This is a genomic window from Allgaiera indica (assembly GCF_900106675.1).
GTDB lineage: Bacteria > Pseudomonadota > Alphaproteobacteria > Rhodobacterales > Rhodobacteraceae > Acidimangrovimonas > Acidimangrovimonas indica.
This window is the reverse complement of sequence record NZ_FNOB01000018.1, coordinates 37,013-57,451: the sequence shown is the minus strand read 5'-3', so window position 1 is coordinate 57,451 and position 20,439 is coordinate 37,013. Positions and strand designations below refer to the sequence as shown.

Sequence of the window (20,439 nt, the reverse complement as noted above, 5' to 3'; positions counted from 1 at the left end):
CCGAGGCGGCAAAGCTCCGCTTCAGCGTCGCATTACCGCTCAGAGCCCAGAGCTAACTTGGGCTGGACAGAGAGGGGACGGCAAACATTCGGGAGCTTTCGAGACACCTTCGTTGGCATTAGACGCTGTGTGTTTGGAAGCCTTCTGGTTCCTGTGAAGCATCGCGGTAGTGGGGCCTGGGTTACAAGCCCCTTACCAGATGTGTTGCAGATTGCGCGTCGCTGAGTCGGCGCGCTTTCTTTTGGATTTTCCCCAAGTCTGCGCAGTCCCGTCATCGGCGAGGTGGCCGAACCTTTCTCATTCGCCGCTTTGATCCCCGGATTTCGCGCAAGCCAGAAACTGGCTGACTGCGGCCTTCATCTCGCGCCACTGGGCCAGATGCTTCCGCGCGTAGCCAACTTCGACATCAAGCCCCGCCGCGCGGAAATACTGCTGGCACCGCGGGAAGGGTCCCCAAAGCGGGTCGGGACGACTGCATCCGACATATGTCTCCAGTGTTCCCTCATCGGACCTGTGCAGAAAGAGGTCCCACCTCAGCCCTTTGGTCTGATCGGCGACAACCTCCGTAAGGGCGAATTGGGCAGGACGCGTCGGGTATCTGGACAGCGGCAAAGACGGCTGGCGCATCATCACCTTGAGAAAAACTTGCGCCGTTTGCTCCAGCGGAATCGTGTCGTGGATGAGAAAAGCAATGGTGTCTTTGCCAGCAGTTTCCGGAGCGGTGAGAGGGCGGAAGCTTCCGTATTCCATCTCGAAATACAGGGCCTTGAAGTCCCCGTCGCGCCGGTCCCACGGGTTCACGATGTCTACCAGCGGAATGCGCAGCCGAACAGCGGTGCGCTCGAGCTTCATGACCATGTTAACATGGATGAACTGCTTCGTTTCAGCGAATGTCCAGCAGGGATCGCGCGCGACCGGGGCGGTCTTTGCTGGGGATAGTTGGTCGGCGAGCGCAGGGCTGGCGCATGATGCAGCGATGCCTTGCAGAAGGATCATCATGGCCAACCCAACAACCTGGCTTTTCATACTCGTCACTCTCATGCACCGTTGTCCGAGAAATCGCCTGACAAGAGCCACGGGTCAAGCTTCGCTGTATTTGCATGGCCCGGAGGCAACTTGGTTCGCGGCGTTCGGATAGGACACCGCCCAACACGATCTGCGGACACCAACCGCTTTTTCACTCGCCGAACAAATCCCGCTCGTAGATCTTGCCCTTGGCCAGGCCCAACTTCATCGCCGGGGTTCGCTTGGTCTGGCGGGTTCCCATCCAGTTGTGATGGAAGCGATAGATCTCAATGATCTTCGTCAGCATTTCAGGCTTGTAGAGGAAGTATCGGTCCCAGGTCTTGCCATTGCTGCTGGGCGTCGAGACCGGGCGCGACGCGGGCCGCACATTGCTCCGGATCTTGTGGAAATAGCTGTCGACGCTCCGCAGGGTGGCGAGGCGCATGAGCCGCGCGCATCTGTCGGTGCTCAATTCGGCCCGATCGGTCTTCAAGTCGACGCTTCTCATCGGCTCCGACTTGGTGTGATACGGCCATGCGAATGGCGTCCCGATCGTGTGGCCGATGAGGCTCTTTACGATCTCCCGGTCGATCTCCTCGTTCAAGACAGCCTCTGGCAGGCTGTCCAGTTGATAGGCTGTCAGGCCGAGAGCTTCCCGCAGCTTCTTCCTGCCTTCGGCATAGAGAGCCTCGCGAACATCGTTGGCCTGGTATTTGTCGAAGGCGACCGTGGCGACATCGACGCGCCCCTCCCTGACCTCTGGCGCAAAGGCCGCGAGAAAGGCCTTGCTGAGGCCGGCGTCGCCGTCCTGGACAAAGTAGAACCGGCAGTCCGATTTCGAAAGCATCCGGCGCATCAGCAGCGCGTGCGCGTATTGCTGGATGTCCTGCCGCACGAGTCCGCCCTCGTGAGGGAGTTGAAGCCCGAGATCGACTTCCGGGGCGACTTCGGGATGGATTTCGACCTTCGCCGTGATGAGATCGAGATATGCCTTGAACTCCGATGCGGTCCAGAGGCGGCCATGGCGCCGCCAGCAGCGATCCTTGGCGATGTCGCCGTTGATCGACATCTCGAGCTCGATTTTCTCCATGTCGCCTGCCGGATCGAACTGGAGGTGTCCGAGGACGATATAGCCCGAGTTCGCATGGGCCGTGCAAAGGTGATGGACCGCGACCGAGGCGCGTTTCTTGCGGTTTGGCCAGTTCAGGGTCAGGGTCTGGCTATCCGTGGCAAAGCGGCGCCCGTAGCGCTCCCAGTCGGCATCTCGAAGATCCCCTTCCCGGCGGGCGGAGAAGTCCCTGACGCGGTCGTAGATGAAATCCAGCTTGCGATAGACATCCCGCGGCGACAGATCGACGATCTCGGAAATCTTCGAGAGGGCGGTGCCATGGACGAGAAGCTTGAGGACCTGTCCGTTCTTCGACTGCCTTCGGTGGTTTCTGGCGGGATGACCAACAGTGAAGGTCGACCCGCATCGCTTGCAGCAATACCGTTGGTTGCCCGCACCGGTCCGCCCCGACTTGCGATAGAGTTCCGGGTGCAGTGCGATCGGTCGAAGATATGATTTGCAGGTTTCGTTCGAGCAGGATTGCCCTTTTCCATCAGGGCGTTGCAATCGCCGCAGGCGGGTGTATTCTTCCACGATCGCGCGGTTGTTCTTCATCACGGAGTTTGAGCCACAAGCGTCGCAGCGAAATGACTTGCTATCTCCGCTGCCGGTGGTTCTTCCCCGCAACAGATTGGAGTTTGGCGAATAATAGCGACTACCACGACCGTCACGGTGATCGGGGGGAACGGCGAACTGGGAGCATTGCGGGTTTCGGCAAAAATTGACATCGACACCGAAAACTGGGTGCGGAAGCCTTCTATTGGCCGCTGTCGCAGATTCTTGCGAGACAGACTCCACCTAACATCTCCATTCAGGATTTCAGTCAAGCAAGTCATTCAAAGGAAAGGTTGGCCGTTTTGCGGCCAACCGAAGTATTTTCTACAACATATCTGGTAAGGGGCTTGCCTGGGTTAGGGTTGATGGGTTTTGAGCTTTTCGAGGATCCCATCCGCATCGGTGCCATTAATCTCAACATATCTGCCGATCACTTCAGATGCGTAGGAGATGGACCAGCCCATATGAACGGCGATCTGGTTGAGTGAACATCCGGCTCGAAATAGCCGAGTTGCCGCAGTCCCCCTGGCATCTTGAAGGCGAAGCTCTTTGCGAATGCCAATTCGGTCGCGCCAAGTGGAAATAAGATCGCCAATGCTCAGATTATGAGGAAACTGCCTGTTTCGAGAGTTCACCAAGATAAGATTCTGATCAGCAGGAGTTTCTTTAATGATTTGTGCCATTCGGGTGGTCACGGGAATTGTGGCCATTCGGTCCCTTTTTCCTGTGCGAATCACAATCCGTTGCTCGCGACCATAAGTCTTTATGTGGCCCCGTGACAGTTTCCGTAGATCACCCGGCCTCAAGCCTGTTTCCGTGGCCACGATGAGAGCTCGTGCGGCATAGCGAGGAGCATTTTTGCAGAAAGTGACAATTTCACTTTCAAGCCAAACTATCTCGCTTCGATCAACTTTGTATCTCTTTTTTATATCATGCAGATGATTCTCCTTGAGGTGCCGTCGGGTTTTGGCCCATGAGTTAATTCGACGAAGAGTTGCAACCTGTTGGTCTCCGCTCCGAGGGGTGAATTCATCGCGCCAATCAAGAACTTTACCGAGAATTAGCGGGCTATTGAAAACTGCCTTCGGAGCCTGGCCAAACCTTTCAAGAATGCCATTTTTCCGTTCGATTGCGTAGAGATATGTATTGCGCGTGGTGGGTTTGAGCTCAGTGAAATCTGCGCTCTTCAGAAACGCCGTTACCACTTCGCTGAACTTTTCCGTTTCCACGGTTCTGCGCAAAGCATCTGCTTCATAGAAGGCGCGCATATACTCTGGGCTTCCGATCTTGATCCCTGAGTCCGAATGCCAGAATTTCGGACCACCTCGCCAAGCGTAATGGTGAACCCGTCTGTTTCCATTTGAAAGGCGCCGAACAACGCGGTGGATGCCTTTAATGTTGACCTTAACCATTTTGCGCAAACCACTTTTGCACTTCATTCGCCTCACTTTTAATAGAAGATTTTTCACTCGAGGTAAAAACTTCTATTTCATTGCCGCGCACCTTGAACCCATGAATTGTCAGACCCATGTGAATTGCCACGCGGATTGCGCGCTCAATTTCCGCTGTGGTCGCAGATCTCCGGCGTCTCTCTACATTCACTTCTTTGTTCCTGCTGTTCCCATTGAAGGCGAAGCAAGAGGTCTCGAGATTTTTCAAGAGGCAGAGTTTTGGCCTGTCACTGAAAAAACTGCGATACTCATGATCGCGTCAAAGAGGCGGATGGACAGACCGTAAACAGTGAAGTGGTTTTTTTGTTGGGTGAGGTCCTGTTGTGTTTCGCACGGTATATAGGCTTTGAGTTTTTTACAGGAAATGAATGTGATAATTGTTACAGATTGCTGATCTGAGGGTGTTTGGTGAACTGAGAGTCTTGATGTTTTCAAGGTGTGTGAGCCATATTTGGAAAATAGGCGATGTACGAAAGTGGGATCGCATGAATGCGTGCAAGTTTTCTGACGCAGAATACGTTGATCCTGAAGCAGGGTGAGGACGGCACACTGGTTGCAGAGATCCGCCGCAATGCCAGGACAAGCCAGCAGGCGACCTATTTTAGCTTAAAGAAGGAATGTGCGGCTCTTCAGGCCGGCGTAATGCGGCGGCTCCAGCAGCTCGTGGGTGAAGGCGCTTGGTTGAAGAAGGTCGTGGCCGACCTGACGCTTGTCGAGGGGTGGTTTACACTTGTAGCGTAAGTTATTGATTTTTTGGGATCGGTTTTGAGGGGCGTTTACAAAAAATCGTAGTGATTTCAATGAATCTCTGCTGTTTTGGGTACAGAAGGTCGTGAGTTCGAATCTCGCCGCCCCGACCATCACCTTGCCATTCCCGTCTGCGCCGCCTCCGTCCCGCCTTGCGGGATCGGGCGGCGGACCCGTCCGCCGTCGGCGCGCGCCGCACTCCCGCGACAACGGGCGGGCTTTCGCAATTGGCTTTCCTGGCGTAACGTCACTGTGAAAGCTGCTTTGTCCGACAGCGTGGATCTACCCCGCCAGTCGGCAATGGATCCGATGGACAGGATTGGAACGGAAATTGTCCGCCGACCTCGAAACCAGCGAAACCATCGGAATCAGCGGATTTACCGCGACCACCGCGACCATCGCGACGCCACCGCGCGGCGCGACGTTGCGACACAGGGCGGTTCACATTGCCTCACAAGGGGTTGAAACATGCGTGCGCAATATATATTCCAGATCGTGAATATTTAATCCACGGCACCCGCCACCGCTGCCGCCGGGGTGAGGTCTCGACCGACTGGAAGGGTTCAAGATGCGTCATCTTCTCTTTGCGATTGCCTTGGCCGCGGCCCCCTGGGGGGCGCAGGCCGGGGTTCTGGAACCTCTCAAGCCGGTCACGGTGACCGATTGGAAGGCGGTCTACGGCGAGATCGAGCCGCGCGATCAGGTGCCGGCGCGTGCCCGGATCGGCGGCACGCTGGTCAGCCTGAAGGTGACCGAGGGCAACATGGTCACCGCAGGCCAGGAGATCGGCGAGATCGTCGATCGCAAGATCGCGTTCCAGCTGAATTCCTATGACGCCCAGCTGCAGGCGCTGCAGGCGCAACTTTCCAATGCCGAGACCGAGCTGAAGCGCGGCGAGGAACTGCTCAGCCGCGGGGTCAGCACGACGCAGCGGCTGGATGCCCTGCGCACCCAGGTGGATGTGCTGAAGAACCAGATTGCCTCGACCCAGGCGCAGCGCCAGGTGGTGGTGCAGCAGGCCAACGAGGGCAAGGTGCTGGCGCCGATCGCGGGGCGGGTGCTGACGGTGCCGGTCGCGAAGGGCTCGGTCATCATGCCGGGCGAGGCGGTTGCGACGGTGGCGGGCGGGGGCTTTTTCCTGCGTCTGGCGGTGCCGGAGCGGCACGCGACCTTCCTGAAGGAAGGCGCGCCGATCCGCATCGAGACGCCCGACGGGCCGGCCACCGGCACGTTGGCCAAGGTTTATCCGCTGATCCAGGGCGGCCGGGTGACCGCGGATGTCGAGGTCAAGGACCTGCCCGACCGCTTCGTCAACGCCCGGGTGCTGGTGCGGCTGCCGGTGGGCGAGCGTCAGGCGCTGGTGGTGCCGGCGGGCGCGCTGATCACCCGGCTGGGGCTGGATTACGTCAAGGTGCGCGAAGACGGCGACACCGTCCTGCGCACCGTGGTGCCGGGCAGCCATGAAGAGATCGGCGGCCAGGACATGGTCGAGATCCTGTCCGGTCTGGCGCCGGGCGACCGCGTGGTCGACGCGAAATGAGCGGGGCGGACATGGACAGGCAGGACGACACCCCGGTCAAGCTGGGGCTGGCGGGGTGGCTGACGAAGGGCTTTATCCGTTCGCCGCTGACGCCGCTATTCATCATCGCGGCGCTGGCCGTGGGCATCGTCGCGCTGCTCAGCCTGCCGCGCGAGGAAGAGCCGCAGATATCGGTGCCGCTGGTCGATATCCACATCTCGGCGCCGGGGCTGCGGGCGGCGGATGCGGTGAAGCTGGTGACCGAGCCGATGGAAACCATCGTCAAGGGGATCAGCGGCGTCGATCACGTCTATTCGCAGACCCAGGACGACAGCGCCATGGTGACGGCGCGGTTCAAGGTGGGCACCTCGGCCGATGCCGCGATCCTGCGGGTGCGCGACAAGGTGCTGGCCAACATGAACCGCATCCCCGTCGGCATTCCCGAACCGCTGATCGTGGGCCGGGGGATCAACGACGTGGCGATCGTGTCGCTGACCCTGACGCCGAAACCCGGCGCCCATGTCAGCGCCAACGACCTGACCCGCATCGCCCGCGCCCTGCGCACCGAAGTCGCCAAGATCGACAACGTGGGCCTTAGCTATATCGTCGGCGAGGCGCCCGACGCGATCCGCATCGCGCCGCAGCCCGAGCGCCTGGCGCTTTACGGCATCACGCTGCAGCAGCTGGCGGCCAAGGTGCAGGGCGCCAACCAGGCGCTCGGCACCGGTAAGGTGCGCGAGAACGGCCAAGAGATCGACCTGGTCGCGGGCGAGACCCTGACCGCGCCGTCGCAGATCGCCAACCTGCTGCTGACCGCCCGCGACGGCCGCCCCGTCTATGTGCGCGACGTCGCCCGCGTCAGCTTTGTCTCCGACACCTCGGACGCGATCGTGTCGAACGTGATCCGCGAAAAGGGCGGCGCGCTGGACCGCACCCCGGCGGTGACGCTGGCGGTGGCCAAGCGCGCGGGGTCGAACGCCGTGGTGGTTGCGGAACAGATCCTGCATCTGGTCCACGCCCAGGAAGGCCGACTGATCCCCGATACCGTGAAGGTCGAGATCACCCGCGACTACGGCCATTCCGCCAACGAGAAGGCCAACGAGCTGCTGTTCCATCTGGGCCTGGCCACCGTGTCGATCATCGGCCTGGTACTGCTGGCGGTCGGCTGGCGCGAATCGATCGTCGTGGCGGTGGTCATCCCGGTGACCATCCTGCTGACACTGTTTGCCGCCTATATCATGGGCTACACGCTCAACCGGGTCAGCCTGTTCGCGCTGATCTTCTCGATCGGGATCCTGGTCGACGACGCCATCGTGGTGATCGAGAACATCGCCCGGCACTGGGGGATGGATCCCAAGAAATCCCGCGCCCGCGCCGCGATCGAGGCGGTGGCCGAGGTCGGCAACCCGACCATCGTCGCCACCCTTACGGTGGTCGCGGCGCTGCTGCCGATGCTGTTCGTGTCGGGCCTGATGGGGCCATACATGAGCCCGATCCCCTCTGTCGCCTCGGCGGCGATGATCTTTTCCTTCTTCGTGGCGGTGATCATCACGCCCTGGCTGATGCTGAAGGTCGCGGGCCGCGCCCCGATGAAGGAACACGCCCATGACGATGCTTACGGCGGCCATCCCGGCGGCCGGCTGGGCAAGCTATATTCCGCCGTCGCGCGGCCGCTGCTGAAGACGAAGGGCAGGGCGCTTGTGTTCCTGCTGGTGACGGTGGTGCTGTCCTTCGGCTCGCTCAGCCTGCTTTATACCAAGCATGTCACGGTGAAGCTGCTGCCGTTCGACAACAAGTCGGAACTGTCGGTGGTGATCGACATGCCGGCGGGCACTGCGGTGGAAACCACCGATGGCGTGGCGCAGCTGGTCGCCGACACGGTGATGCAGATCCCCGAGGTGGTGTCGGCCCAGACCCATGCCGGCACCGCGGCGCCGTTCGATTTCAACGGTCTGGTGCGCCACTACTACCTGCGCCAGCAGCCCAGCATGGGCGATGTGTCGATCAACCTGACCCCCAAGACCGAACGTGACCGCACCAGCCACCAGATCGCGCTGGAAATCCGCCAGAAGCTGGACGCGCTGAAACTGCCCGAAGGCACCCGGCTGAAGACGGTCGAGCCGCCCCCGGGTCCGCCGGTGATCTCGACCCTATTGGCCGAGGTCTACGGGCCCACGCCCGAGGTGCGCCGCGACGCCGCGCGCAAGATCGAACAGGCCTTCCGCCAGGTGCCCTTCATCGTTGACGTGGACGACAGCTTCCGCAACCAGCCCGATCGCAAGCGCGTGACGCTGTCCACGGACAAGCTGGAATTCTACCATGTGCAGGAAGGCGACGTGTTCAACACGCTGCAGATCCTGAACGGGATGACCACGATCGGCTATTCCCACCGCGGCGAGGGGCGCGAACCGATCGCGATCGAGATGCGGCTGCCCAAGAAGGATCGCGTCGTCGACAGCAGCTTCCTGTCCACGCCGATCCCGGCGAACGCGCTGCCCGGCGGCAAGGGCGTGGTCGAACTGGGCGATGTGGTCGACGTGAAGACGGAAAAGGCCAGCTATCCGATCTTTCGTCACAACGGCCGCTTCGCCGAGATGGTCACCGCCGAACTGGCCGGCACCTACGAGGCGCCGCTTTACGGTATGCTCGCAGTCGACCAGGCGCTGGACAAGATGACCTGGGCCCCGGGCGAGAAACCTGTGATCAGCCTGCATGGCCAGCCCACCGACGAAAGCCACGTCACCCTGCTATGGGATGGCGAATGGGAGGTCACCTGGGTCACCTTCCGCGACATGGGCGCGGCCTTCGGCGTGGCGCTTCTGGGGATCTACATCCTGGTGGTGGCCCAGTTCGGATCGTTCAAGCTGCCGCTGGTGATCTTGACGCCGATCCCGCTGACGTTTTTGGGGATCATGCTGGGGCACTGGCTGTTCCACGCGCCCTTCACCGCGACCTCGATGATCGGCTTCATTGCGCTGGCGGGGATCATCGTGCGAAACTCGATCCTGCTGGTCGATTTCATTCGCCACGCCGATGCCACCGGCAAGACCAAGGTGGATATCCTGATCGAGGCGGGGGCGATCCGCTTCAAGCCGATCCTGCTGACCGCGATCGCGGCGATGATCGGCGCGGTGGTGATCCTGTCGGACCCGATCTTCCAGGGTCTGGCGATCTCGCTGCTGTTTGGCCTGCTCAGCTCGACCCTGCTGACGGTGCTGGTGATCCCGGCGATCTATCGCGTGTTCCGCAGCTAGATCCCCCAGATGTTGCGAGTCGCGGCGCGTCCCCCCGCAAGGGCGGGGGCGCGCCGTTTCCTTTCCGCAACAGATTTGTGACAGAGCCGCTTGGCGCCGTTCACATCGGCGCCGAAGGCCGATCACATCCGCCTTTGCGTCGGCCCGGGCCGCGCAGGGTCATGCGGGCTGTTAAGACAATCAAATAAGTTCATGGGAAAGCGCGTAAAATCTGGTCAGGCGTCGCGCGGGGGCGCGGCCCGAAAGGCGCAGCGGCGGCGAAGATCCGACTCGACCCCCGGGGGGCGGATCGCAACCGGCAGGGCGGTCAATAGAAAAATCCACCCCGAAGGCGCGATTTTACCGTTGACCAAGCCCGGCATCCTACGCCAGTTTGTGTGGGCTGACCCAGGACGCCACAAGATATAGTGGCATGGGGCAGAGAGGGACAATCACGACAGCCAGGCGTGACAAGCGCCGGAGCCAAGGGCACGCATCCGCGGCCCGGGGTACAGCGTGGTCTTTTCCTCTTGGGGGCAGCGAAGGGGCGCCAGAAGGGCGTGGCAGGCCGAGACTAGGACAGAGGCAGAGACATGAAGATCGGACGCAAATTCACCGAAGCCGGCCGCGACGCCTATGCGGCGATCGGATTCACAACCACGGTTTCGGAGATCCGCAACCCCGACGGCACGATCGTGTTCCACAACGACCAGGTCGAAGTGCCCGTCGGCTGGAGCCAGGTCGCCTCGGACGTGCTGGCACAGAAATATTTCCGCAAGGCCGGCGTGCCGGCGCGGCTGAAGCGGGTGCGCGAAAAGGGCGTGCCGGAATTCCTGTGGCGTTCGGTCGCCGACGAGAAGGCGCTGGCGGACCTGCCCGAAGACCAGCGGATCGTGGGCGAGATTTCGGCCCGGCAGGTGTTCGACCGGCTGGCCGGGGCCTGGGCCTATTGGGGCTGGAAGGGCGGCTATTTCACCACCGAGGAAGACGCGCGCGCCTATTTCGACGAAATGCGCGCCATGCTGGCCCTGCAGATGGCGGCGCCCAACAGCCCGCAGTGGTTCAACACCGGCCTGCACTGGGCCTATGGCATCGACGGCCCCGGCCAGGGCCATTACTACGTCGATTTCAAGACCGGCAAGCTGACCAAATCGGATTCCGCCTATGAGCATCCGCAGCCCCATGCCTGCTTCATCCAGTCGGTCAAGGACGATCTGGTCTCGGACGGCGGGATCATGGACCTGTGGGTGCGCGAGGCGCGGCTGTTCAAATACGGCTCGGGCACCGGGACCAACTTCTCCAGCCTGCGGGCCGAGGGCGAGAAGCTTTCGGGCGGGGGCAAATCCTCGGGGCTGATGGGGTTCCTGCGCATCGGTGACCGCGCGGCGGGGGCGATCAAGTCGGGCGGCACCACGCGCCGCGCCGCCAAGATGGTGATCTGCGACATGGATCACCCCGACATCGAGGAATTCGTCAACTGGAAGGTCAAGGAAGAACAGAAGGTCGCAAGCCTCGTCGCCGGCTCGAAGATGCACGAGCGCGAGCTGAACGCGATCTTCGCCGCGATCCGTGCCTTCGACGGCAGCGAAGAGGGCGCCACCGATCCTTCGGTGAACGAGGCCCTGAAGGCGGCGATCCGGTCCGCCAAGAAGGTGATGATCCCCGAAACCTACATCAACCGCGTGCTGCAATACGCCCGCCAGGGCTATGACAGCATCGAATTCCCGACCTATGATACCGATTGGGACTCTGAGGCCTATGTGTCGGTCTCGGGCCAGAATTCGAATAACTCGGTGCGCGTGACCGACGCCTTCCTGAAGGCCGTGAAGGACAATGCCGACTGGGAATTGCTGCGCCGCACCGACGGCAAGGTGGCGAAGGTGGTGAAGGCGCGCGAACTCTGGGATCAGGTGGGCCATGCCGCCTGGGCCTGCGCCGATCCGGGCATCCAGTTCCACGACACCGTGAACGCGTGGCACACCTGCCCCGAGGACGGGCCGATCCGGGGCTCGAACCCGTGTTCGGAATACATGTTCCTCGATGACACGGCGTGCAACCTGGCCTCGATGAACCTGCTGACCTTCTACAAGGACGGCAAGTTCGACGCCGAAGGCTACATGCATGCCACCCGGCTGTGGACCCTGACGCTGGAGATCAGCGTGACCATGGCGCAGTTCCCGTCCAAGGAAATCGCCCAGCTTTCCTACGATTTCCGCACCCTGGGTTTGGGCTATGCCAATATCGGCGGCCTGCTGATGAACATGGGGCTTGGCTACGATTCGGCCGAGGGCCGCGCCATGGCCGGGGCGCTGACCGCGATCATGACCGGCGTCGCCTATGCGACCTCGGCCGAGATGGCGGGCGAGTTGGGGGCCTTCCCCAGCCATCCGCGCAACGCCCAACACATGCTGCGGGTGATCCGCAACCACCGCCGCGCGGCCTACGGAGAGACCCGCGGATATGACGGGCTGGCGGTCAAGCCGGTGCCGCTTGACCACGCGAATTGTCCCGACCAATCCCTTGTCGCGCTTGCGAAAACCTCCTGGGACGAGGCCTTGGAACTGGGCGCGGCCCATGGCTATCGCAACGCCCAGGTCAGTGTCATCGCGCCCACCGGCACGATCGGGCTGGTGATGGATTGCGACACCACCGGCATCGAGCCGGACTTTGCCCTGGTGAAGTTCAAGAAGCTGGCCGGCGGCGGCTATTTCAAGATCATCAACCGCTCGGTCCCGGCGGCGCTGGAAACCCTGGGCTACGGCAGCGCGCAGATCGAGGAGATCATCGCCTATGCCGTGGGTCACGCTTCGTTGGGCAACTGCCCCGACATCAACCATACCGCGCTGATCGGCCACGGCTTCGGCCCGCGTGAACTGGAAAAGATCGAGGCCGCGCTGCCCAGCGCGTTCGACATCCGCTTCGTCTTCAACCAGTGGACCCTGGGCGAGGATTTCTGCACCAAGACCCTGGGCATCCCGGCGGCGAAGCTGAACGATCCGTCGTTCGACCTGCTGCGTCATCTGGGATTCACCCGCAAGCAGATCGAGGCCGCAAACGACCATGTCTGCGGGACGATGACGCTGGAAGGCGCGCCGTTCCTCAAGCCCGAGCATTACAGCGTCTTCGACTGCGCCAACGCCTGCGGCAAGAAGGGCAAGCGCTATCTGTCGGTCGACAGCCACATCCGGATGATGGCGGCAGCGCAAAGCTTCATCTCGGGCGCCATCTCGAAGACGATCAACATGCCGAACTCGGCCACGATCGAGGATTGCCTCGCAGCCTACGAATTGTCGTGGAGCCTGGGCATCAAGGCCAACGCCCTTTACCGCGACGGCTCGAAACTGTCGCAGCCGCTGGCCTCGGCGCTGGTCGAGGACGACGAGGAGGCCGAGGAGATCCTGGCCTCGGGCAGCGCGCAGGAAAAGGCGGCGGTGCTGGCCGAGAAGATCGTCGAGAAGGTGGTGGTAAAGGAGATCGTGCGCTCGCATCGCGAGAAGCTGCCCGAGCGGCGCAAGGGCTATACCCAGAAGGCGATCGTCGGCGGCCACAAGGTTTACCTGCGCACCGGCGAATACAAGGACGGCGCGCTGGGAGAGATCTTCATCGACATGCACAAGGAAGGCGCGGGCTTCCGGGCGATGATGAACAACTTCGCCATCGCGGTGTCGGTCGGCCTGCAATACGGCGTGCCGCTGGAGGAATTCGTCGACGCCTTCACCTTCACCAAGTTCGAACCGGCAGGCATGGTGCAGGGCAACGACTCGATCAAGTCGGCGACCTCGATCCTTGACTACATCTTCCGCGAACTGGCGGTTTCCTACCTGGACCGCACCGACCTGGCGCATGTGAAGCCGGCGGGCGCCACCTTCGACGATCTGGGCGGCGGCCACGACGAGGGCCAGCCCAACATCGCGGATGTCAGCGAGAGCGCGGCGTCCAAGTCGCTTGAGGTGCTCAAGCAGATCAGTTCCAGCGGCTACCTGCGCAAGCGGGTGCCCCAGGGTCTGGTGGTGCTGCAGGGCGGCGCGGGGGCGACGGCTTTCGCGGGGGTCGACGAGGCCTCATCCGCGCTGGATGCGATCGTCGCAGATGGTGGCGTTGCGACCGCGAAGGCCCCCGCGACGGGCCTGGGATCGGGGACGGTGGCGATGGACGCCCGCGCCAAGGCGAAGATGCAGGGCTATGAGGGCGACCCTTGCGGCGAATGCGGCAACTACACGCTGGTGCGCAACGGCACCTGCATGAAGTGCAACACCTGCGGCGCAACCAGCGGCTGTAGCTGAGCGATCCGGCCTGTTTGTCCCTGCGGGCATAGTTTCTCCCAAATCGGGCAAAGTTTTCCCGATTTGGGGGCAAATTTTCTCCCGAACGGCTTGAACGATGACTTCGGCGGCGTCCGGCAGTGCCGGACGCCGTTTGACTTTGCTGAGGAGCATTGCGCAGCCTGATATACCCGTCGTCGAGGTCCCATCGGATGGCCGGGAACTCATCCTGAAGGTAGAAGCCGCAGCGCACTTGTTAGAGGTCTAGGGGCATGGATTGACGGACCCAAAGCCGCGTGACACTGGAGTTCCTTCCAATGACTGGTCTGGGGCCAGTGGCGGACACGCAGGTCTCGGGCGGGAGCCTGCCGAAGCGGACCTCTGTGCTCGACGTGGCAAACTTCCGTTCCCAGCCCATTGCGGCCGGTCGTGCCGATCGCAGCATGAGGGTATTGGTGGCCGTCAGGATTGCAGACCTTCCAGACATTGACCAACGCTGCTTCAGACGCCAACTTCCCGATCGAGAAACGCATGCCTGAAGATGGACGCCTGATGTCCGTGACTGTCCGATAGACTCTGTTGCGCAAATCGCGTGATGGCCGAGCTTCCTCTATCCCGGGATAGACTTATCCTACGGCCTCTGTGACGGGTATGCCGAGCGCGGTGTAGCCGTTCAGCACGGCAATCCGGTCCTGGATCTCGGTAACTTGGCGGTCGAAGTCCCGCGCCATGAGGCGCTGACCCAGAAGTTTAACGCAATGCATCCAATCGCCGGGCAAACGATCCCCCGGATCGTTTTCTGATCCGGCTCAGATCTCGACGCGGCTTCGGCGGTGATAGCCACTCCAGTTTCGCCAAAGCGCCCGGCCGAGATATTTCGACGCCCGCAAGGCTTCGTTTCGTGCGACCGCTCCGCGGGTGTTCGGATTCCATGGTTTTGCGTTCTTGCGAGGTGGGAGTGAGGGCATGACTGCCATCGGTCCGAAGGAATGCCCGAACGCGGCGGCGCCTCGCTCGGCGCTGGCACCAAGGCACTTGCGCGCGTCATAGGCACCGTCCGCGGTGACGCTGCCGATCTCCTGTTCGGGTGGGATCTGATCGAGTAGTTCCGGCAGCATGGGGGCGTAGCCGATGCCACTGCTGGTGAACTCGACGGCTCGGATCTCCAGCGTTTGCTCGTCGATCCCGAGGTGGATCTTGCGCCAGACCCTCCGTTTGGGACCGCCGTGCTTGCGCGCATTCCACTCGCCTTCACCCTCGACCTTGATGCCCCTCGCCATTGTCCTCGGACCGATGGCGGGCATGGCTCGACCATCGATCCGCAGGTGCAAGGGCCCCTTCGAGCCGCGATACGGGATGTTCACGGCCAAGGTCTTCTGGCGGCGAGACAGCGTGCTGAAGTCGGGCACCGCCCAGTCCAAGCCGACCAACTTCAGCAGGCTCTCGACGAACCCGGTCGTCTGTCGGAGCGCCATGCCGAACAAGACCTTCATCGTCAGATAGGTTTGAATGGCCCTATCGCTGTAGGTCTGCTGGCGGCCACGCCGGCCTGTCGGCGCGGCATCCCAAGTCATCTCGGGGTCAAACCAGATCGTCAGCGAGCCCCGGCGCTCGAGCGCCTCATTGTGGGCCGGCCAGTTCCTGGTCTTGTAGGTCGGGGGTGTGGGTCTGATCATGATGCTCAGCTACCATGCTGGATTCAAATGATGAATCCCTCCCCCACGGATTTGCGCAACAGAGCCCCTCCTTGCCTCAAAATCAGGGAAGAAGGCGTCCACGAACCATGGGGCTATTCAGGTCTGGCGTTTCCCGACCCGGCCGACGGGAGCGGATCAGGCATGACAGCGAAACCGCCCCGGCGCCCGCCCGCGAAGGAGGGCGGGGCAGGCGGCTGGGTAGCGGACGGGCAGGGTCCCCGCCTAGCCCGAGACCTGTTCGCGCAGGATCGAAACCGTCATCGACACCATCAGATAGAGTCCCGCGAAGATCAGGAAGGCCACCAGCGTGTTTTCGAAGGCGCGCGGATAGGTCGGGTGATCGGCCGCCACCGGAGAGACCGACAGCGACAGGTAGCGCACCTGGCGGTTGGCCTCGGCGCGAGCGGTCTCAAGCGATTGCAGCGCCTGCGACAGCATCATCTGCCGGGTCTGCACATCGGCCTGGGCCGAAAGCAGGTCGGATTGCACCGTGGCCAGCGACACCCCCTGAGAGGTGTTTTGTGTCATCCGGTTGCGCAGGGTCCTGATCCGGGCCTCGATATTGTCGATCCGGCGCTGCAGCGGCTGCACCCGCGCCTGCGGCGGATTGGGATTCGACATCAATTCCTGCATGGTCAGCTTGGCCTGGTTCAACTGACTGTCGAGCGCGGTGATCTGGTTGGTCAGCAGCGTCTCCTCGATGGTCGAGCTGAGCACCTTGAACTTTTGCTGCAGGTTCACGACCTTTTCCTGCGCCGCCGCCAGCTTCTTTTCGGCGCCCTCGTAGCTTTGGCGCGCGCCGGTCATCTGATCCTCGCGGATGCGCTGGGTCATGTGATCGACCTGCTGCTCGGCATAAGAGATCAGCGCGCGAGAGAACCCCGCCGCTTCCTGTCCGGTGGGGGCGATCACCTCCATCTTGATCGAGCCTTCGGTCGGGTCGTAGCCGATCTTCACCATGCGCTGGTAAAGATCGTAGGTTTCCTCGTTGGTGGCATGGGACGGCAGGCGCAGGATCGGGTCGATCTTCGGCCCCTCGAAGGCCTGTTTGAACCCATTGTCCTTGTCGAGCCGGTTCATCGCGTCGCGCGACTGCAGATATTGCTGGACGTTGATGGAATCCTGGGAATTGGCAAAGGTCGTGCCCGCGACCAGCCCGCCCAGCTGCCCGGCGGCGGCGGCGCCGGGTTCGGCCTTTTGAATCACGAAGGCGGAATAGGACGCGTAAAGCGGCGTCGCCACCTTGTAGAAATAGAACCCCGCCAGGAAGGTCGGAAGCCCCACGAAAAAGGCCAGCCGCGCGCCCATCAGCACCATCCGACGGCGGCGGCGGCGGGCGATGTCGCGCTGGATGCGCATGATGTCGCGCGCCCGCAGGCGTTCCGGGGTCTCAGCGGGCGCGTTCACCTCGGTCGAGGGCACCTGGGCGGGCTTGATCGTCGCGGGCAGCCGTTGGGCACCCAGATCCGTGCGCGCCGGCAAGCCTGCGCCGCCCTGGCCGCCGTCACCGTCGTCGGCCACGACCAGTTCCAGGATACTGCTGCGCTGGAACGGATCTATGCCGCGGGCGCGGAGCTGGCGCACGGCGTCGAAGTCGGAGGTCACGGCCATGCCGTTGCGCTGCGCCATGCGGCGCGCCATGCGCAATTGCCGGCCCGTCAGCCCCTCGCGCCGGATGCTGTCGATCGCAGTCTCTGAGGCTACCTCGCGCGGGGCCAGCACGGTGTCGGGGGCGTGTGGCGCGGCAGTCGGAAAGCGCTGATCGCCGAAGCCGTCATCATCGTCGTCTTCGTCGACATCCTGACGGGCGAGGCGCGCGCGCCGGGCGCCATCGGCCATCGCCGAAAGCGGGCCGCCGCGCCGAACTCGGAACTTCTTAACCTTGGGCTTCGTAGTCATACAGGCGCTTCGCTTCTTCAAGAGTGTCGAACATGTACAGATGCCCGTCGCGCAGCACGGCGGCGGAACGGCAGAACTTTTCAAGTGTCTTGGCGCGGTGCGAGACGATCACCACCGTCGCGGTTTCCAATCGTTCGCGCAGGATGTTGCCGGCCTTGCGGTTGAACTCGACATCGGTGGTCGAGGGCATGCCTTCGTCGATCAGGTAGATGTCGAATTCCAGCGCCAGCATCAGCGCGAAGGAGAAACGCGAACGCATCCCCTGGCTGTAGGTGCCGATCGGCATGTCGAAATATTCGTTGATCCCGCACAGCCAGCGGCAGAAGGCCTCGATATAATCGGGATCAAGACCGTAGAGCTTGGCGATGTAGCGGGCGTTCTCGGTGGCCGTGTGGCGCGACACCACCCCGCCCATGAAGCCCAGCGGGAAGGATATGCGCGAGGTGCGGACCACCTTGCCCTCGTCGGGTTTTTCGAGCCCGGCCATCATGTTGATGATCGTGGTCTTGCCGGTGCCGTTCGGGGCCAGGATGCCCAGCGAATTGCCCAATTCCACCCGGAACGACGCCTGGTCGAGAATGACCTTGCGCTGTTTTCCGGTCCAGAAGGATTTGGACACGTTCTCGAACTCGATCATGGCACTGCCTCGTCGCGCCGGCCCGGTGCGGGGCCTGTTGCCCTGGAAGGGTCTGTCATTGACCCTACCGCTAGGGGGGCTTTCCGGCGGTATTATGTCGGAACTTTGGAACTTGTGCCAAGGGTTCGTGTGGTCGCGGGCGCCGCGGGCGTATTTGGGGAACAATGAAAGGGAAGGGGACTTGCGCCCCGGGAGGGAAGCGCGCAGCCTGCGCGGATGAGTGAGGACGACGTCATCCTTGCACGGAAGATCCTGGCTTGCCGGCTGTGCGCGGAGCGGTTTGCGGCGACCGACACGCATCATGAGCCGCGGCCGGTGCCGTGGTTTCGCGGGTCGGCCCGGCTTGTGATCGCCGGGCAGGCGCCGGGGCTGCGGGTGCATGAGGCCGGGCGGCCCTTTGCCGACCGCTCGGGGGACCGGCTGCGCGACTGGATGGAGGTGGGCGAGGCCACCTTCTACGATCGCGATCGCATTGCCGTGGTGCCAATGGCCTTCTGCTTTCCGGGCTATGACGCGAAGGGGTCGGACCTGCCGCCGCCGGCGATCTGCGCGCGCAGCTGGCAGGCGCGGGTGCTGGCGGTGCTGCCGCGGGTGGAGTTGATCCTGACGGTCGGCGCCGCCGCGCAGCGTTGGCATCTGGGCGAGCGGCGCAAGGTGAGCGAGGTGGTGGCCGATTGGCGCGCCATCCTGGGGCGCAACAGCCCCGGCCCGCGCATTCTGCCCTTGCCCCATCCGTCGTGGCGCAATACCGCATGGCTGAAACGCCACCCCTGGTTCGAGGCCGAGCTGCTGCCCGTCCTGCGCGCCGAGGTCGCAAGAATACTGGAGCTGCCGTGACCGAGATCAGAACCCCTCTCGACGCCGCCCACGGGCTGATGGAAACCGACCCCGAGGACGGCGCCGCGCGGCTGGCCTTTTACGCCCGACTGGCCGATGGTGAACTCTTCGTGCTGCTCGAAGAGGAAGCGCGGGACGAGACGATCGCGCCGCGGGTGTTTCCGCTGGACGATGGCCCGGTGGTGCTGGCGTTCGATGCCGAGGAACGGCTGGCCGAATTCACCGGCGCGCCGGCGCCCTATGTGGCGCTGCCGGGGCGGGTGGTGGTCGCGCAGCTGGCGGGGCAGGGGGTCGGCCTGGGGGTGAACCTGGGTGTCGCGCCCTCGTCGACGCTGCTGCCGCCCGAGGCGCTGGACTGGCTGGCCGAAACCCTTGGCCCCGCGCCGGAAGAGGCCGAGGCCCGCCCGACCGGTTTTCACAAGCCCAGGGGCCTGCATGAGGGGCTGCTTGGCGCGCTAGACACCGCGCTGGCCAAGGCCGGGGGGCTGGCGCAATCGGCGCTGCTGGCGGGGGTGGAATACGAGGACGGCACGCGCGGCCATTGGCTGGCTTTCGTCGGCGCGGACGAGGCCGCCCAGCCGGCGCTTGCACGGGCCGCGGGCGAGGCCGTGCGCTTTTCAGGCGCCGAGGAGGGCGCGGTCGACGTGGTTTTCCTGACCGAGGACGCCCCGATCGTCGCGCGGCTTTCCAAGGTGGCGCTGCGTTTCGACCTGCCCAAGCCCGAAGCGCCACCCGCGCGCGCCCCCGCGCCGCCCGGATCCGACCCGTCGAAACCGCCGATCCTGCGCTGATTGGCGTCGACGCGGGACCTGGCTGCTGATCCGGCGCCGGGGCTGGCGGTGCGCGGCCAGAGCTTCGCGGTAGGCAAGCCGCAATATTTGGGGTATTATGATACCTATTTTGTAAATTATTGTTTTTATGATATTTATTGCTGGCAGTCGCCCTTGACTGGCGCGATAAATGCCGTAGAACAAGGCCATCCAACGCGGGATGTCCCGCACAGCCTCATCGAATAGGGCCGACAATGAAAACCTTCACCGCGACTCCGGCGGATATCGACAAGAAATGGATCCTGATCGACGCCGAAGGCATCGTTCTGGGCCGTCTTGCCTCGATCGTCGCCATGCGCCTGCGCGGCAAGCACAAGCCGTCCTTCACCCCGCACATGGATATGGGCGACAACGTGATCGTCATCAACGCCGACAAGGTGCAGATGACCGGCAGAAAGCGCAGCGACAAGACCTATTACTGGCACACCGGCCACCCGGGCGGCATCAAGAGCCGCACCGCCGAGCAGATCCTGGAAGGCGCGCATCCCGAGCGTGTCGTGACCCAGGCCGTCAAACGAATGCTGCCCGGCGGCAAGCTGAGCCGTCAGCAAATGACCAACCTGCGCGTTTACGCGGGGGCCGAGCATCCGCATGAGGCGCAAAAGCCCGACGTGCTCGACCTAAAGCCGCTGAACCCGAAGAACACCCGGAGCGCATGA

The 20,439-nt window shown here is 62.8% G+C and carries 12 protein-coding genes, 1 tRNA gene and 1 pseudogene; 8 read left to right on the top strand and 6 right to left on the bottom strand.

Going from position 1 to position 20,439, the window contains the following annotated elements:
- Positions 1–297 precede the first annotated feature (297 nt).
- The 3 genes from BLV97_RS15225 to BLV97_RS15215 all read right to left on the bottom strand — a co-directional run bounded on the left by BLV97_RS15225 (position 298) and on the right by BLV97_RS15215 (position 4,107).
- Positions 298–1,026, bottom strand: a complete 729-nt coding sequence (locus BLV97_RS15225; protein WP_035838017.1) for a hypothetical protein — start codon at positions 1,024–1,026, stop codon at positions 298–300.
- 151 nt (positions 1,027–1,177) lie between these two features.
- Positions 1,178–2,668: a hypothetical protein gene (locus tag BLV97_RS15220; RefSeq protein ID WP_035838006.1), complete on the bottom strand. Its 1,491-nt coding sequence runs from the start codon at positions 2,666–2,668 to the stop codon at positions 1,178–1,180.
- Positions 2,669–3,024: 356 nt separating this feature from the next.
- Entirely contained in the window at positions 3,025–4,107 is a 1,083-nt protein-coding gene (locus BLV97_RS15215; protein ID WP_081824883.1) for a tyrosine-type recombinase/integrase, read from the bottom strand.
- Positions 4,108–4,608: 501 nt separating this feature from the next.
- Here BLV97_RS15215 and BLV97_RS15210 point away from each other — a divergent pair.
- The 5 genes from BLV97_RS15210 to BLV97_RS15195 all read left to right on the top strand — a co-directional run bounded on the left by BLV97_RS15210 (position 4,609) and on the right by BLV97_RS15195 (position 13,901).
- Positions 4,609–4,860, top strand: a complete 252-nt coding sequence (locus BLV97_RS15210) for a hypothetical protein (protein WP_035838004.1) — start codon at positions 4,609–4,611, stop codon at positions 4,858–4,860.
- A gap of 27 nt (positions 4,861–4,887) precedes the next feature.
- Positions 4,888–4,979: transfer RNA gene (locus BLV97_RS21250), tRNA-Pro, on the top strand.
- A 455-nt stretch (positions 4,980–5,434) separates the two neighbouring features.
- Complete coding sequence (locus tag BLV97_RS15205) at positions 5,435–6,406, top strand: efflux RND transporter periplasmic adaptor subunit (RefSeq protein ID WP_035838002.1); 972 nt, start codon at positions 5,435–5,437, stop codon at positions 6,404–6,406.
- A gap of 11 nt (positions 6,407–6,417) precedes the next feature.
- Complete coding sequence (locus tag BLV97_RS15200; protein WP_035838001.1) at positions 6,418–9,639, top strand: efflux RND transporter permease subunit; 3,222 nt, start codon at positions 6,418–6,420, stop codon at positions 9,637–9,639.
- 572 nt (positions 9,640–10,211) lie between these two features.
- Entirely contained in the window at positions 10,212–13,901 is a 3,690-nt protein-coding gene (locus BLV97_RS15195; protein ID WP_035838000.1) for a vitamin B12-dependent ribonucleotide reductase, read from the top strand.
- Between the two features lie 605 nt (positions 13,902–14,506).
- On the opposite strand, the pseudogene BLV97_RS15190 reads toward BLV97_RS15195, so the two are convergent.
- The 3 genes and pseudogenes from BLV97_RS15190 to BLV97_RS15180 all read right to left on the bottom strand — a co-directional run bounded on the left by BLV97_RS15190 (position 14,507) and on the right by BLV97_RS15180 (position 18,113).
- Positions 14,507–15,556: pseudogene (locus tag BLV97_RS15190) on the bottom strand (IS5 family transposase).
- A gap of 243 nt (positions 15,557–15,799) precedes the next feature.
- A complete protein-coding gene (locus BLV97_RS15185; protein ID WP_035837980.1) occupies positions 15,800–17,476 on the bottom strand; it encodes a KpsE/RkpR family capsule polysaccharide export protein in 1,677 nt (558 codons plus the stop codon).
- Positions 17,454–18,113, bottom strand: coding sequence for an ABC transporter ATP-binding protein (locus BLV97_RS15180; RefSeq protein WP_035837978.1), 660 nt, complete (start codon positions 18,111–18,113; stop codon positions 17,454–17,456). The genes BLV97_RS15185 and BLV97_RS15180 overlap by 23 nt, the downstream gene beginning before the upstream one ends.
- A gap of 216 nt (positions 18,114–18,329) precedes the next feature.
- On the opposite strand from BLV97_RS15180, the gene BLV97_RS15175 reads away from it, so the two are divergent.
- The 3 genes from BLV97_RS15175 to rplM all read left to right on the top strand — a co-directional run bounded on the left by BLV97_RS15175 (position 18,330) and on the right by rplM (position 20,439).
- Positions 18,330–18,950, top strand: a complete 621-nt coding sequence (locus tag BLV97_RS15175; protein ID WP_035837976.1) for a uracil-DNA glycosylase family protein — start codon at positions 18,330–18,332, stop codon at positions 18,948–18,950.
- A 38-nt stretch (positions 18,951–18,988) separates the two neighbouring features.
- The gene (locus BLV97_RS15170; protein WP_035837994.1) at positions 18,989–19,741 is read left to right on the top strand and encodes an SseB family protein; all 753 of its coding nucleotides are present in this window, start codon (positions 18,989–18,991) and stop codon (positions 19,739–19,741) included.
- Positions 19,742–19,974: 233 nt separating this feature from the next.
- Positions 19,975–20,439: a 50S ribosomal protein L13 gene (gene rplM / locus BLV97_RS15165; RefSeq protein ID WP_035837974.1), complete on the top strand. Its 465-nt coding sequence runs from the start codon at positions 19,975–19,977 to the stop codon at positions 20,437–20,439.